The organism is Bacillus thuringiensis (genome assembly GCF_022095615.2).
In the GTDB taxonomy this organism is placed as follows: Bacteria; Bacillota; Bacilli; order Bacillales; family Bacillaceae_G; genus Bacillus_A; species Bacillus_A cereus_AG.
Genome location: NZ_CP155559.1, coordinates 719,009 through 734,458, shown reverse-complemented (window position 1 = coordinate 734,458; position 15,450 = coordinate 719,009). Strand labels below are relative to the sequence as shown.

The following is a 15,450-nucleotide window of genomic DNA, read 5'->3' as shown; positions in this document are numbered from 1 at the left end:
TTATCGCTCACCTCTTTGCCCAATCGCTCGAATTACTAAAATAAACAGGAATGAAATAACAAGTAAAATCATCGCTAAAGTCCATAGCGCATTGTTCCAAGCAGTTCCGTTCAATGTATTTGTCATGTCCATTGTCAAAATACCAGTTAACGTTGCTGTCGGACTATATATTCCTTCTGGTAATTTAATCGTGTTCCCGATTACCATTTGAACCGCTAATGCTTCACCGAAAGCACGCGCTAAACCTAAAACAACACCTGTTAAAATCCCTTTTTTCGCAGCAGGAACAATCACTCGGCTAACCGCTTGCCATTTCGTTGATCCTAGACCGTAAGAAGCTTCTAAATAATCAAACGGAACAGAGCGTATTGCATCAGAAGCGATACTAGCAATAGTAGGTAAAATCATAATGCTTAATACAACAATACCCGCAATTAGACTAAAGCCCACTCCCCCGAACGAATCACGTAATAGCGGCACTAAAATCGTAACCCCTAATAATCCGTATACAACCGAAGGAATACCAACTAATAATTCTAAAACAGGCTTCAATACTTTATTTCCAAACTTCGGCGAAATTAAATTCATGAATATAGCAAGAGCTATAGCAATTGGCGCACTAATAATAACCGCACCTAACGAAACCACTGTTGAACCTACAATGAAAATCAAAGCCCCAAAGGATCCTTGATCAGCATTTGGATTCCATTTTGTCGATGTTAACATCTCAGTAAATGAGATACCGCTTTGCGTAAAAGATTGAATACCTTTACCGCAAATAAACGCAATAATAGCTAATGTAATTAAAACAATAAAAATACCACAAAACGTAACAAGCGATCTTCCTATATATTCACTTTTTACGTAGTTAATTTGTTTTTTCCCCTTCATCACAGGTCAGACCCCACTTCATAGATTGAAATGAACAGGGCTGGCCTTGCAGCCAGCCCCATAAAATTTTATTACTTATTTAATTTAGACATTGGAATGTAGCCCATATCTTCTACTTGCTTTTCAAAGTCTTTACCTTTTACATAGTCAATGTAAGCTTTCGTTGCTTCTTTCGCTTCACCTTTTGTTACCATGTACTCGTAAGACCAGAACGGATATTTACCAGACGAAATGTTTTCAACTTTCGGTTCAGAACCATCAATTTTCACTGTTTGTAATGCACCTTTTTTATCACCAACCATGTAAGACATTGCTAAATAACTTACTGAACCTGGAGTAGAGTTAATCGCTTGCTCTACTGCACCGTTAGAATCTTGTGTTGTACCAGTTCCATCATTAATTTTCGCGTCTTTCATAACTGTCTTTTCAAATGTAGCACGTGTACCAGATGAAGCCGGACGGTTAATTACGTTGATTTTTTCATCTTTCCCGCCTACCTCTTTCCAGTTTGTTACTTTTCCAGTGAAGATATCTTGTACTTGTGGTACTGTTAAGTTATCAACTTTTACATCTTTATTTACGACAAGTGCGAATGCAATACCCGCAACCTTGTTATCTACTAATTCTTTCGCTTTTTCAGCATCTTTTATTTTATCTCCTGATGGAACATCTGAATTACCGATTTGTACTGCACCCGATGCTACTTGGTTAATCCCAGTTCCACTACCGCCACCTTGCACTTGAATAGAAACTTTCGAATTTTTTTCCATGAATTTCTTTCCAGCTTCCTCCGCAAGAGGTAGAAGAGCTGTAGAACCAGCCGCTGCAATCGTACCTGATAATTCTTGTTTTGTATTATCGCTTCCTTTAGCACTATCTTTACTAGCTGTATCTTCTGCTTTCCCACATCCAACTAACGCTCCTGCCACCACTAAAGCTGCTAAAGAAAATTTAATACCTTTTTTCATAACCATGTCTTGTACCCCCATTTGGATTATCACTTTTCGAATTCATTTTCTTTCGAACACAAATTCATTGTAGGACAACAATATTATGTGAGTGTTAAGCAAATTTTAATTTTAAGTAAATGACGATAATAATCTTTAAAAGCTAGGAATCCCAACATTTATAGTTAAAGAACCCAACAAAATCCACACTAATTAAGCAGTAATGTAAATTTATTCTTAACAATGTAAATTCAATGTAAATGTTTTTTGCTCTTTTCCCCTTTTAGTTAAAAATACATTTACAAATCCATTATATTTTTTAACTTTTACACTCTTACTTCATTTACATTCAACAGAATTTCAGTAATATTTTTTAGTACAACTAAATAAATTGGAACAATTCTAAAAATAAATGAATATTTTTAAAGTACTAATTGACAGCATCATCCAATGTAGTCTACTATATTATTAACAAAAAGTTTACCTAAGGAAACTTTTTAAACTCAAACTAACAATATAGAGATGAGGTAACTTTTATGGTATCGGCTAATACAAAACCACTTTCCGAATTTAAAACAGGAGAGTTTGTACAGATTGAGAAGATACAATTAGAAGGAACTATGAAACGACGTTTATTAGATTTAGGATTTATCCCTGGAGCAACGATTAAAGTATTACAACGCAGTCCACTTGGAGATCCGGTCGCTTATCAAGTAAGCAATACGACTATTGCACTACGTAAGGAAGAAAGTTCCCTTATTTTCGGGGTATTAATAGGAGATGATTTCAGATGAGCAAACATCGCATTGCTTTAGCTGGCAACCCGAATACCGGAAAAAGTACATTATTTAATACCTTAACAGGCTTAAAACAACATACTGGAAACTGGACGGGAAAAACTGTTTTAAAAGCTGAAGGGGAATATGAACATAACGGAAGTAAATATACATTAATAGATTTACCTGGAACTTACTCACTATATTCAAATTCTGCGGATGAAGAAGTAGCAAGAGATTATATTATATTTGAAAAACCAGAAGTAACTGTAGTTGTTATAGATGCAACTGCAATGGAAAGAAATTTAAATTTAGCACTCCAAGTGATGGAAATGACGAACAATGTAGTCATTTGTATTAATTTAATTGATGAAGCAGAGAAAAAAGGCATCGTTATTGATGAAAAGAAATTAGCAAAATCGCTCGGTGTACCTGTAGTTAAGATTTCTGCTCGTAACCGAGTAGGTATTGGGCATTTGCTAAGTGTTATCGCTAAAGTAGCAAATAAAAAATTAATTCCAACACCAATTAAAATTTCTTACAGTGAAAAAATCGAAAATATGATTCAAGAATTAGAACCACAAATTTATAAAGTGTTCGGTGATACGTATCCAGCACGTTGGATTGCGTTACGTATATTAGATGGAGATAAAAATTTCTTAACTACCCTTCAAAAACACCATAATGAACCGCTTGTAAGGGAGGTCGTAATGAATGGAATCTCACTCAGCCAGTAAGGCTCTTCCATTAGACTATATTATTCAACATGCACAATCACTTTCAAAAGAAGATATACGAGATGATATTGTCGGAGATATTTATCGTACATCTGCAAGCATATGTAAAGAGTCTGTTCAATATACAAATACCGATAAATTGTATCGTTCTGAAAAACTAGATAAAATTTTCACATCTCCCATCTGGGGATTCCCAATTATGCTCGGTATTTTATCTATTATTTTTTATCTTACAATTGCTGGTGCTAACGTACCGTCTGATATGATTGCTGAATTCTTCGGATGGGCCGAAGGATATTTAACATCTTGGTTCCAAGCAGCGCATGCACCTGAATGGTTACATGGCATTTTAATACTTGGTTTATTCCGTGGTATCGGTGCTGTTATTAGCGTTATGTTACCACCTATGGCAATCTTTTTCCCTATGTTCGCACTATTAGAAAACTACGGATACTTACCACGTGTTGCATTTAATATGGACCGCTTATTCAAACGCTCCGGTGCACACGGCAAACAATCTTTAACAATGGCAATGGGCTTTGGTTGTAATGCAGCCGCTATTATGTCAACACGTATTATTGAATCACCACGTGAACGTATGCTTGCAATCTTAACAAACAACTTCGTTCCTTGTAACGGTCGTTGGCCTATGTTAATTTTAATGGCTTCATTATTTATGGCTGCTGGTTATACAGGTAGTATGCAAACATTAGTTACTGCTGGCGTTGTAGTTGGGATGGTTGTAATTGGTGTTATTATGACATTAACTGTTTCTTGGGTACTATCAAAAACAGCTTTAAAAGGTGTGCCAACTCACTACACCCTTGAGTTACCACCGTACCGTAAGCCAAAAGTTTGGAATACAATTGTACGTGCAACACTCGATAAATCTATTTATGTTTTAAAACGAGCTGTCGTCGTAGCTGCCCCTGCGGCTGCATTAACTTGGTTACTTGCTAACATTTTCATCGGCGACACAAGCTTACTTATGTATTTTGTAAACTTCCTAGATCCATTTGCTAAAATGTTAGGACTTGACGGTTTTATTCTAGCTGCGTTCATTCTTGGACTACCAGCTAATGAAATTGTTATCCCGATTTTATTAATGTCTTATTTATCAACTGGAGCTTTAACTGAAATAGATGATTTTAATCAAATTAAAAATTTATTCTTAGAAAATGGTTGGACTTGGTTAACAGCGTTAAACACAATGTTGTTCTCACTTCTTCATTTCCCATGTGGAACAACACTGGTTAACATATATAAAGAAACAAAAAGTGCAAAATGGACATTTTTATCGTTTGCAATCCCTACCGTTATCGCCATTGTTGTGACATTCCTCTCTACACAATTGGTACATTGGTTAGGGCTTGTATAAGCAAAGCATACATAGAAGGTATCCCCCTTCATATTTGCTTTGCGCAAAAGAAACCTGAAAATCATTCAGGTTTCTTTTTTTCTTTCCAAGGCTGCGCTCCGTACGTTGAAATTTTTTTATGAAGAAAGTATATAGCTCCCGGAAGAACCGCCATTAATATCGTGCAACTAATCCCTAGGCCAGTAAACAACTTACATCACCTTATTTCACTCTTTTCGGTAAGGCTGAACCGGAATGCTCAATTGTCGGATGAACATGAACAGTAACCTCAGCATTACTAAAGTAATTTTCACCTTGATCCCAATTCTTATCTATCTTCTTCCATTCTTTATAATTATGCCGCTTATATACTTCTCCTAATGCTAATACATCTACCTTATATTTTTTTTGAACAATCTCAATCGATTTTTGGATACGCTTCTCCATTTCTTCCGCGATGTTTTTCTTCAATCGATCTTCATTCATAATTTGTTTATGATCACTAAAGTGTAACTCAGCTAAAGTGCCTTCCAAAGATAAATGAATATCAAACTTCGGTTTTGTGGCATTTTCTGTAGATACTTTAATCTTTCGATGCATCTTATGAATTTCATATGTAATAAGCTGGTCTTTTTTACGAACAGTAAAGAACCCTCCAATTTTCTTACCTATTATATAATTCATTCCAAATGTTTCTTCTCCATTCAAACTACCTACACACTTATTATCCTTCCCTCGAAACAACGCTGCCCCGTTCATTTGTACCCCTTGTTTCGTTAGTTCAAGAATAGGTAATACGAAGCTTCTGTTAGCAATCATTTTTTGCTGTACCTCACCAATTCTTGCAGCCTCAATCATTTGAGCATTTTTCGGAGGATGTTCAGCTAACATATCAATATACTGCGCCGGTAAATTTTCAGGCTTCGCACTCTGCTTCAAAATAGCTTCTGCATCTTTCTTAGAAACAAACAAACGAATATTTCGTCTCATCTCATGATCACGAATATATACATCTAACGTATTTTGTAAAACATATGGATTCGCTAATAAATCTTTAGAAAAAATTATCACTTGTATATGCGGAAAGAATAATGAGCGACTAATTTTTTTAGCGATAATTCTTATTTGCTCAAAGACACTATCTGCTTTTGCACTAACATTAATATAATTTTCGCTATCCCCACCACCTTGTCCACCTTGCTGTGCTAACTTACTGGGAAGTACCATCTGATACGTCCCTTTCATAATCGGATTCGATTTCTTTTTTTTCACAATATCATAAGCTGCACCTACTACAAATCCTCTTTCTTCTATTTCTTCTAGCTCAGAGCATCCACTTATCGATCCCGCTAACACTAGAATCATTATAATTTTAAGAAGGTGTTTCATTTCTACCATTCCTTCTTTTTATTTTATATACAATAAAAACTAACAAAGGCGCTAACACGACAAACCCCATATCTATCCAAGCTAAATACGTTCCATAATTTGATAAAGTATTTAAATTACCCGGAAGCATATTCAATACAAAAATCATAGGTGCACTTACGAAAATAAAGATATGTTTCTTAACTTTCGGAAACATGGCACAAAACAATAAAGATGCAACATCATAATACATGGCTGTCGTATTATAAATAGTAATAATCCAAGTCGTAAAAAAAATCGCATCGAATCTTTCTAAAAATCCCCCACCAATTTCAATCTCTTTCCCTAATTCAATCGTTGGATATGTTAATCCACGAGTTGTCATATATGTAAACACACTAATACAAGTTAAATAAATTAAAATGTAAGACAACACGTTTACCATCACAGCTTTTGCAACCGCCATCGGTGCCTTTTTTGCCGTATCGTTTAACATCACCGCATAAAATAAAGCTACCTCAAATCCAATAAACGTAAAAATAGAATTTTTTACTCCAACAGCATATTGACTGACGTCCGTTTGAAAAGCAGGTAGTAAATTATCTACTTCCATTAAGTTCACATTCAATAAAGAAAGCAGTACGATCGCAATTAAAACGATAGGTAAGAATAATACATTTAACCTTAATAAAGCAGCTCTAGATCCAGCAATTCCATAAACAACAACTAACAAAAAAAAGAAAGATAACAATTGGATCGGCGTATCACTAAATAAATAGGTTTGTGAAATAATTGAGATTTTCCGGGCCTCATATGCTGTCAATGCAACGAATGTTAACACTAAGATGATACTAATTGTGTATGAAACAGGCTTCGTCAAGTGCTCGCTCGTATATTGAACAAAATTTTGTTTTGGGAATAAAATAGCAACCCGAGTCACAAACCACCCTAAACACGCACATATCAATCCGCCAAGAAGTAAAATAATCCAACCATCTGAAAATAAAGTTTGCATAGCGATATCTCGTGGCATAGATAGTGCACCTATACCAATAATCGTTGACGATACCGCAAAACCCAGCTCCCGAGATCCAATTTCTTCATCGCCATACTCAAATGGTTTCAATTATTCTCGCTCCTTTGGACGTATTGTAGAATCTTTCGTTTGTAAATACTCTGGTCTATCTTTCAACATTGATTTTGGCATGCGGATAATTTCTTCTTTCCAATCTTTATAAAACGCAGGAGCAATAGGCGTTGTATATGGGACACCAACACTCTTCAAATTCGTAATATGAACTGCAAGTGCAATAAGCGCTAAAATGATTCCGTACAAACCAAAAGCAGTCGCTGCTAAAACAAAGACAAAAAGTAAAATACGAAACGTAATCGTAATGCTATATACAGGGAGAGAAAAGGTAGCAATAGCTGTAACCGCAATTATGATAACTAAAAACGGATTTACAATCCCTGCGTTCACCGCTGCTTCTCCAATTACAAGACCACCTACAATCCCAATGGTTTGTCCCATCGGCTTTGGCAACCTAATTCCCGCTTCTCGTATTAACTCCATCGTTAATGCCATCATTAATGTTTCTATATATGCAGGAAACGGAACACCTTCCCTCGCCCCAGCAATTGAATACGCCAGTTTAGAAGGAATAAGTCCTTGGTGATATGAGACGAGTGCTACATACATCGCTGGCATTAAAACTGCGACTATACCAGAACCCATCCGCAAAATTCTTAATAAAGTCCCAATTATCCAACGCTCATAGTGATCTTCCACAGACTGAAAAATATCAACAAATACTAGCGGAGCTATAAGAGCAAACGGTGATCCATCCACTAAAATAGCTGCCTTCCCTTTCGCTAATGAGGCCACAATATTATCAGGCCTTTCCGTATTCAAAAACTGCGGAAACGGTGACAAATTATTATCTTGAATTAATTGCTCAATCGTACCCGTCTCAAAAATAACATCTGTCACTATGGATTGAAGACGCCGATCTAGTTCTTTTACAATGTAAGGATTAATAATGTCTTCTATATATACTAACGTCACTTCTTTTTGGGACCTCTTTCCCATAATATAAGATTCAAATCTCAGCTTTGGGTCACGTAAACTACGACGAATTAACATTTTATTCACGTTAATATCTTCATTTAATCCGACCCTCGGTCCACGTATTAAATCTTCTGTTACTGGCGGTTCTAAACTTCTTTTTTCCCAAGCTCTACTATTAATTACGATAGCGGTTTGAATATTATCAATTAATATAACTGTATCTCCCGCTAAAATCGCATTTATAATATCAGGAAACGTTGTCTTCTTACCGACTTCCGCAATAGAAATAAAACGATCCAATAACGTTTGAACAACAGCGCCTTCCTTTTGTACTTCTTCATATTGAAGTGTGCGAACTACATATTTATAAACATTATCCTTATCTGTTAACCCACATAAAAAAATAACAGCACAGCGTGTAAAACTACCAGCAAGGGCAACTTCCCTAATTGTTAAATCATTAGGAGAACCTAACTCATCCCTAATTTCTTTCATAATTTCAAATAAGTTACCTTTTAACTCTAACAATTCCCCCACCTAACTTCCTTTTCAACAAGTTTTTAGTTAGATTCCGCTAATAGAAGAAAATATATACAAAAAAGAGCTATCTCTTTTCAAAGATAGCTCTAGCACACGGATTACTTTTCTACTATTATATTGTCTGTCTTTATAGACACATTTTTCGTCAACCCGCTAACGATAAACATTACAATCATATTCATTAACAATGCAACTATACCTACATTTAAATCTTTTATATATTGAGGGAAACCCGGAAACATCGTAGCTATAGTTGAACCAGATAAAGTAATATATGCGACCACTAACAATCCAATCCCCATTCCTGCAATTGCCCCTTGCTTCGTAATAATCTGACGTGGAAACAAACTACATACAAGCGCAGGAAAAAGCTGTGTCACTATACTATAGCCCATTAAAAGAAGCGCTCCTATTGTTTCGCCTCCTTTAAAAGTGAACAAAACAGCTACAAGCGTTACTACAGGAACAAATAATTTCGCCGCTTTTGCAACTTGTCTATCTGAAGCAGATGGGACCATCGTTCGGTAAATATTTTTCGCTAATAATGTAGAAGCGGCCATGACAAGCATAGAACCAGGAACTAATGCTGTTAAAACTCCAGCACTACCAATAATCCCAATAAACCAAGGATCAAAAGTTTGAAGAGCCAGACGGAATAACGAAAGGTCTACATCCCCTCCCTTTAATCCAGGAACTTGCAAGATAGCTGCAAATCCTGCAAAGAATACGAAAAGTAAAACTAAAGAATACAGTGGCATAATTGCTGCATTTTTACGAAATACTTTCTCATTTTTTGCAGAGAAAGCAGAAGCGAATGTATGGGGCCACATATAGAAACCGAGAGCTGTTAATACAATAGTAGAAACAAACCAAGAAATGCTCATTCCTTCATCAGGTAAAGATAAAAATCCTGGTTTTGCTGCTTCTACAGCTTCGAACATCGGCTGAAAACCTCCGTAATAATGATATGGTAAATATATACCTAAAAACATAACGATAAACAGTATCATAATATCCTTCAAAGCGGCCGTCCAAGCAGAGCCGTGTATACCTGAAACCATTACATATATCGTTATAACAATTGCACCAATCCACACTGCAATAACTGATGATACCCTTCCATAAGACGCTTCCGAAACGATAATTCCTAATCCTTTTAACTGTAAAACAAGGTAGGGGATAATCGAAATAACCCCAATGATAGAAACGATAATGCCAAGTGTCTGACTCCTATATTTCTTCACAAAAAAATCTGGCTGCGAAACAAGATTATGCTCTTTCGCATACTTCCAAATTGGCGGCAATAAAAAGTAAGATAAAATATAAGCTAATGCACCATAACCTAAAATATAGAAAGTAGGTGCTCCTTTACTATACGCCCATCCACTTCCACCTAAAAATGTGAACGTCGTATAAATTTCACCTGCCATCAGAAGAAAAACAAAAATAGTACCAAATCCTCTTCCACCAACTGACCATTGCTCTAAATTCATATCTTTTCCATGTTGTGCCCGAATCCCTAAAAATAGTGCGAGAAACAAAAATAATATAATGATAAGTAATGCGGTCATTTCACATCCCCCTTATTAGCAGGATCAAATACGTACACAAGCCCCATACAAAGAGACGTAATGAGCACCGATAATAATACCCAAAATAATAAAAATGGCATCCCTAATACGTAAGGAGTAACTGAATTAGCAAATATGGGTCCAACAACTAAACAAAAAACTGGAATAAGCGCTAATACGTGTATTTTCTTCATCTCATTCTCCTTTACTTATAAAATTCATAATGGATGATACAAAGACTTCCACTCCAATCGGTAATGCATCTTCATCAATCGTAAAACGAGGATGGTGGTGAGGATATATAATTCCTTTCTCTTTATTTCCCGCTCCGATAAAAAAGAATGTTCCTGGCGCCTTTTGTAAAAACGCTGAAAAATCTTCCCCAGCCATCGTTGGCTGTAAACGAGTAACTTGTTCCCTTCCATAAAGCTGTAATGCTGTTTGCTCAATAATCTCTGTAACTTCATAATCATTTACTACTGGTCGATATCCATATTCATAAGAAAATGTATATTTCGCTCCGTAAGATTCCGTCACATGCTTCACAATCCGTTCAATCCTTTTCTCTGTTTCTTCTCGCAACTCATGCCTTAAACTCCGTACTGTCCCTTCAATTTCCGCTTGTTCTGGAATCACATTATGGGTTGTCCCAGCGTGAAATTGCGTAACAGATACTACAAGGGAATCTAGCGGATCTGTGAGGCGAGATACAATTTGCTGAAGTTGCGCAACAACTTGTGCACCGATTGCAATACTATCAACCGTTTCATGAGGGATTCCAGCATGTCCACCTTTTCCTTCTATCGTAATTTTAAAAACATCTGGGGCAGCCATTGCAGGACCATAAATTACTCCTATTTGACCAACCTCTAACGATGCCCAAAGGTGAGCACCAATAATATAATCCACACCTTCCATTACACCCGCTGCAACCATTTCCTCTGCACCGCCAGGAAAGTTTTCTTCTGCATGTTGGAAGAGAAAACGAACCTCTCCTTTAACCCTCTCTCTTTCCTCTACTAACTTATGTACAACTCCAAGTAATATCGCTATATGTCCATCATGGCCACATGCATGCATCACACCTGGATATGTAGAAATAAAATCAAACTCATTTTCTTCATGAATAGGAAGAGCGTCCATGTCAGCACGAACCGCAATAGTTTTACCAGGGTGTTTACCAATTAACCTTGCCATTACACTATATTTAGTAGGTCTTGACACTTCTAAATATGGGATTTTCCGAAGTATATCGAATACAAACTGTGACGTTTTTTCTTCTTGAAAAGATAACTCTGGATACTTATGAAAATGCCTTCTCCACTCAATTAATTGATTTTTCGATAAAACCAGTTCCTTTGCAACATCCATTTCTCTTCGCCCCTTCTTCACCAAGTTAAAGGTTATTATAACGCGAATTGTTATTTTTTAAAAGAATCTTCTGAATTTTCAGTTACTAAAACTTAAAAATAAAAAGCCATCAAAAAGATGACTTTTTCATTATTATAAAATAGTGATTGCTTGTTTCCCCATTTGCTCCCAAGCGCTTTCAAACTCTGCTCGCGGAACAGCCAAACGCGGATTATTTTTCAGAGGATCATTTACATACACAAAGTTTTGATCATATCCAATTACTACTACACTATGCTCAAAATATGTAATTTTCACTTCGCCAGAGCTTGTATTCCATGTTTCAAAACTACTCTCAGCTAGTGGCTTAAACGTTGTATTAATAATGACCCATACTGGCGACCCAGAACTAACTACTTTATACATATCTTGCACGTCTCTACCTGTTAAATTAGCTACTTTTCCAGGAATATATTTTTCTGCTAAATTAAAAATCGGTTGATTATATACACCATATCCTGGCTCTGCCTTCGTATAAATATTTCCAACGAACCCCTCATAAGGATTTCCACGTAAACCATTTTGTTCAAATGGAACACGATGAATCTCGCTAGCAAGTTGCATCTTATCTACTTGTATACCTTTGTATTGCAGCAACATAGCCAAACTTGTAACTTCACATCCACGAGGTAATTCTGGTAACTGTTTTATAAACGGAACATTTTCAATCATAGTCGCTTCTTTCATTTCAGATAGAAACTCTAAACGGAACACTTGCGCCTTTTGCATAATTTTATCTTTTCCTATAAAAAACGCGGCAGCAAATATAACTCCAAAAACAAAAAGATATTTTAACTTTTTCATTTTAAACAAAACTCCATTAATTATTATTTTACAGACATACCTCCTATCATTGTACCTTTCTTCTTACTAGTTTGCTAGAAAGATTCTGTGAATTATTGTTCACACTTCCATCGTTATAAAATTCTAATTATTTTTAATAAAAAGAAAAAACAATATACTTTTCTTAATATTTTTGCTAAAATCGAAATAATTAACATAGTGAAGATATCACCTTGTTAATAAAAACATTCTTAGAGTATTTAGTCATAGTTCGCATTTTTACATACTCCATTCATTTCATAATAAATAAGCCGAGTATGTGTCACATCCCCCACTAATGATTAAAAACTCGGAATGAAAATTAATTCATACATACAAGAAAATAACGAGGTGAGGGGCATATGAATCAACAAGTAGAACAAACAGATTTAAAACGAACAATGAAAAGTAGACACCTATTTATGATTGCACTTGGTGGTGTTATTGGAACTGGCCTATTTATGGGATCTGGTCAAATCGTCCATAACGCCGGTCCTGGTGGTGCTATTCTTGCATTCTTAGTCGGTGGATTTGTTATGTATTTAACGATGTTATGTCTTGGTGAATTATCAGTTGCTATGCCAGAAGCAGGTTCATTCCAAAGCTATGCAAGCAAATTTATTTCACCTGGTTTTGGATTTGTTGTCGGTTGGATGTATTGGTTAAATTGGGCTGTTACAGTTGGGGTAGAGTTAACAACTGTAAGTATTTTAATGAAACGTTGGTTTCCAGACGTTTCTTCGTGGATTTGGTGTGTTACATTTGCAGCAGCACTCTTTCTTGTAAACGCATTATCAGCAAAGGCATATGCAGAAGCAGAATTTTGGTTCGCAAGTGTAAAAGTCGCAACCATTGTTATTTTCATCGTACTCGGTGGTGCAGTTATGTTCGGTCTACTAGACTTTAATGGAAAACCAGCGCCAATGCTTCACAATTTCACTGAAAATGGCGGATTATTTCCAAACGGTGCATTAGCTGTTCTTCTTACGATGATTACAGTAAATTACTCCTTCCAAGGAACAGAATTAATCGGAATTGCTTCAGGAGAAAGTGAAAACCCTGAAAAAACAATTCCAAAAGCGATTAAAAATACCATTTGGCGAACTCTCTTCTTCTTCGTCCTAGCAATATCAGTTGTTGTAGGTTTACTACCATGGCAAGAGGCTAATCTAGTCGAAAGTCCATTTGTACTTGTATTTGATGTGGCTGGTGTTCCATATGCAGCTGACATTATGAACTTTGTTATTATTACAGCAGTATTATCCGTAGCCAACTCTGGTCTATACGCAAATTCTCGTATGCTTTGGGCGATGGCAAAACAAGGAATGGCAAGTCCAGCTTTTACGAAGTTAACGAAAAAAGGAGTGCCACTAAACGCATTAATTTTCAGTCTAATCTTTGCAAGTTTGTCTCTATTAACAAGTATATTTGCGGCAGATACTGTCTTTTTAGTTTTAACATCTATTGCAGCTATGGCCGCTGTCGTAGTTTGGATGTCAATCGCAGCTTCACAGTTTTTCTTCCGTAGAAATTTCTTAAAAAACGGCGGAGACATTAACGATTTAAAATATCGCACACCGCTTTATCCAATCGTTCCAATCGTAGCATTCTCACTCAATTTCATTACATTTGTTAGTTTAGCTTTCATTCCAGATCAGAGAATTGCCCTTTATTGTGGTATTCCATTTATGATTATTTGTTACATTTTATACCAATTAAAATATAAAAAAGTTGTCACATTTGAACAACAAATAAATCTAAAAAAAGAAGTAAACTAAATATACAAAATATTCAACTATCTTTCTTATGATAAGATAGTTTTTTTCTATTTCTTGGATATCTTGGTATAACTTTATTTATCTTAAAATTTCCACAATCACGTTTTTCACTGGAAAATGGTTTACAATGTTATCAAGTTACAAATGATATTCACCTTAAAAAGTGTGCATTTGTGTCTATTTTTTAACAATATCACAAAAACTATTGCCATCTATAAATTAATAGGTTTATATTGTTTTATTGGCATAGTTTCAATCCAAGGAGAAAGGAGATTTTCAATCGTGCAACTAAAGAAAACGTTTTGGAAGCTGGCTTCGCTTCTTCCGTTATCATTACTTCTGTTCCTCGGTGGCTGTGATAAGAAACTCGCAGTATTAAATCCGCAAGGACCTGTTGCAAAAGCACAGTATGATTTAATTGTTTGGTCATTCTTGCTTATGTCATTAATTATCGCAATTGTATTCATCTTGTTTACAGTCATCTTGATTCGTTATCGTGAAAAACCAGAGAATATGGACTATGAGCCACCTGATCAACACGGTAACACATTATTAGAAATTATTTGGACACTTGTTCCTGTTATTATCGTTATCGCATTATCGATTCCAACAGTAAAAGCAACTTATGCTTCGGAAGAGGTTCCGGAAGAGTCCAAACATATTAAACCAGTTGAGATTTATGTTACATCTGCAAACTGGAAATGGTTATTCAGTTATCCAGAGGAAAAAATTGAAACCGTTAACTATTTAAATATCCCAGCTGGTGTACCAATTCAATTCAAACTGACTTCTGTTGGTCCAATGAATGCTTTCTGGGTACCAGAACTTGGTGGTATGAAGTACACAATGGACGGCATGATTATGGATCTTTATTTACAAGCTGATAAGCCAGGTTCTTATCTAGGCCGTAGCGCGAACTTCTCTGGTGAAGGATTCACTCACATGGAGTTCGAAGTTGAAGCAAAAACTAAAGAGAAGTATGACAAGTGGGTAAAAGAAGTACAACAAACTGCTCCTAAACTAACAGAAGATAAGTACAACGAAATTGTTAAACCTGGTGTAGTTGGTCGTATGACATTCTCTAGTCATCACTTAAGTTATGTAGATCCAAAATCACTTGAATATTGTGATTACAACTACTACAAAAACAAAAAATAATAGCTATTATTCCAACAGATTGGAGTG

14 protein-coding genes are annotated in these 15,450 nt (G+C 35.8%); 5 read left to right on the top strand and 9 right to left on the bottom strand.

All coding sequences use genetic code 11. The features are described 5' to 3' along the window. Together pstC and KZZ19_RS03665 are read right to left on the bottom strand one after the other, a co-directional pair. Positions 1-891 (bottom strand): phosphate ABC transporter permease subunit PstC, encoded by an 891-nt coding sequence (pstC, locus tag KZZ19_RS03670; RefSeq protein ID WP_140392346.1) that lies wholly within the window; start codon positions 889-891, stop codon positions 1-3. A 71-nt stretch (positions 892-962) separates the two neighbouring features. Beyond that, complete coding sequence (locus KZZ19_RS03665) at positions 963-1,865, bottom strand: phosphate ABC transporter substrate-binding protein PstS family protein (RefSeq protein ID WP_237981649.1); 903 nt, start codon at positions 1,863-1,865, stop codon at positions 963-965. A gap of 509 nt (positions 1,866-2,374) precedes the next feature. Between KZZ19_RS03665 and KZZ19_RS03660 the strand changes: the two genes are divergently transcribed. Genes KZZ19_RS03660 through KZZ19_RS03650 form a run of 3 tightly spaced genes read left to right on the top strand, consistent with a single transcriptional unit; the run spans position 2,375 to position 4,729 of the window. Beyond that, on the top strand, positions 2,375-2,632 hold the full coding sequence (locus KZZ19_RS03660; RefSeq protein WP_000252989.1) for a FeoA family protein: 258 nt from the start codon (positions 2,375-2,377) through the stop codon (positions 2,630-2,632). Beyond that, the gene (locus KZZ19_RS03655) at positions 2,629-3,351 is read left to right on the top strand and encodes a FeoB small GTPase domain-containing protein (RefSeq protein WP_088095194.1); all 723 of its coding nucleotides are present in this window, start codon (positions 2,629-2,631) and stop codon (positions 3,349-3,351) included. Before KZZ19_RS03660 ends, KZZ19_RS03655 begins: the two co-directional genes overlap by 4 nt. Next, positions 3,329-4,729 (top strand): nucleoside recognition domain-containing protein, encoded by a 1,401-nt coding sequence (locus KZZ19_RS03650; protein ID WP_237981648.1) that lies wholly within the window; start codon positions 3,329-3,331, stop codon positions 4,727-4,729. Before KZZ19_RS03655 ends, KZZ19_RS03650 begins: the two co-directional genes overlap by 23 nt. A gap of 201 nt (positions 4,730-4,930) precedes the next feature. Here the strand turns inward: KZZ19_RS03650 and KZZ19_RS03645 are convergent, their stop codons facing one another. From KZZ19_RS03645 to KZZ19_RS03615, 7 genes are all read right to left on the bottom strand, one after another. Next, positions 4,931-6,097: a Ger(x)C family spore germination protein gene (locus tag KZZ19_RS03645; protein WP_348638025.1), complete on the bottom strand. Its 1,167-nt coding sequence runs from the start codon at positions 6,095-6,097 to the stop codon at positions 4,931-4,933. Further along, positions 6,081-7,202 (bottom strand): endospore germination permease, encoded by a 1,122-nt coding sequence (locus tag KZZ19_RS03640; protein WP_237981645.1) that lies wholly within the window; start codon positions 7,200-7,202, stop codon positions 6,081-6,083. The genes KZZ19_RS03645 and KZZ19_RS03640 overlap by 17 nt, the downstream gene beginning before the upstream one ends. After that, positions 7,203-8,681: a spore germination protein GerLA gene (gene gerLA / locus KZZ19_RS03635; RefSeq protein WP_237981644.1), complete on the bottom strand. Its 1,479-nt coding sequence runs from the start codon at positions 8,679-8,681 to the stop codon at positions 7,203-7,205. A 101-nt stretch (positions 8,682-8,782) separates the two neighbouring features. After that, a complete protein-coding gene (locus KZZ19_RS03630; protein WP_237981643.1) occupies positions 8,783-10,255 on the bottom strand; it encodes a sodium:solute symporter family protein in 1,473 nt (490 codons plus the stop codon). Further along, positions 10,252-10,449: a DUF3311 domain-containing protein gene (locus KZZ19_RS03625; protein ID WP_061676314.1), complete on the bottom strand. Its 198-nt coding sequence runs from the start codon at positions 10,447-10,449 to the stop codon at positions 10,252-10,254. The genes KZZ19_RS03630 and KZZ19_RS03625 overlap by 4 nt, the downstream gene beginning before the upstream one ends. 1 nt (position 10,450) lies before the next feature. Further along, positions 10,451-11,626: an amidohydrolase gene (locus KZZ19_RS03620; RefSeq protein WP_237981642.1), complete on the bottom strand. Its 1,176-nt coding sequence runs from the start codon at positions 11,624-11,626 to the stop codon at positions 10,451-10,453. Positions 11,627-11,758: 132 nt separating this feature from the next. Next, positions 11,759-12,469 (bottom strand): C39 family peptidase, encoded by a 711-nt coding sequence (locus KZZ19_RS03615; RefSeq protein ID WP_237981641.1) that lies wholly within the window; start codon positions 12,467-12,469, stop codon positions 11,759-11,761. A gap of 380 nt (positions 12,470-12,849) precedes the next feature. Between KZZ19_RS03615 and KZZ19_RS03610 the strand changes: the two genes are divergently transcribed. After that, entirely contained in the window at positions 12,850-14,265 is a 1,416-nt protein-coding gene (locus KZZ19_RS03610; protein ID WP_088095186.1) for an amino acid permease, read from the top strand. Between the two features lie 282 nt (positions 14,266-14,547). Next, the gene (locus tag KZZ19_RS03605; RefSeq protein WP_001176180.1) at positions 14,548-15,423 is read left to right on the top strand and encodes a cytochrome aa3 quinol oxidase subunit II; all 876 of its coding nucleotides are present in this window, start codon (positions 14,548-14,550) and stop codon (positions 15,421-15,423) included. Positions 15,424-15,450: the final 27 nt, after the last annotated feature.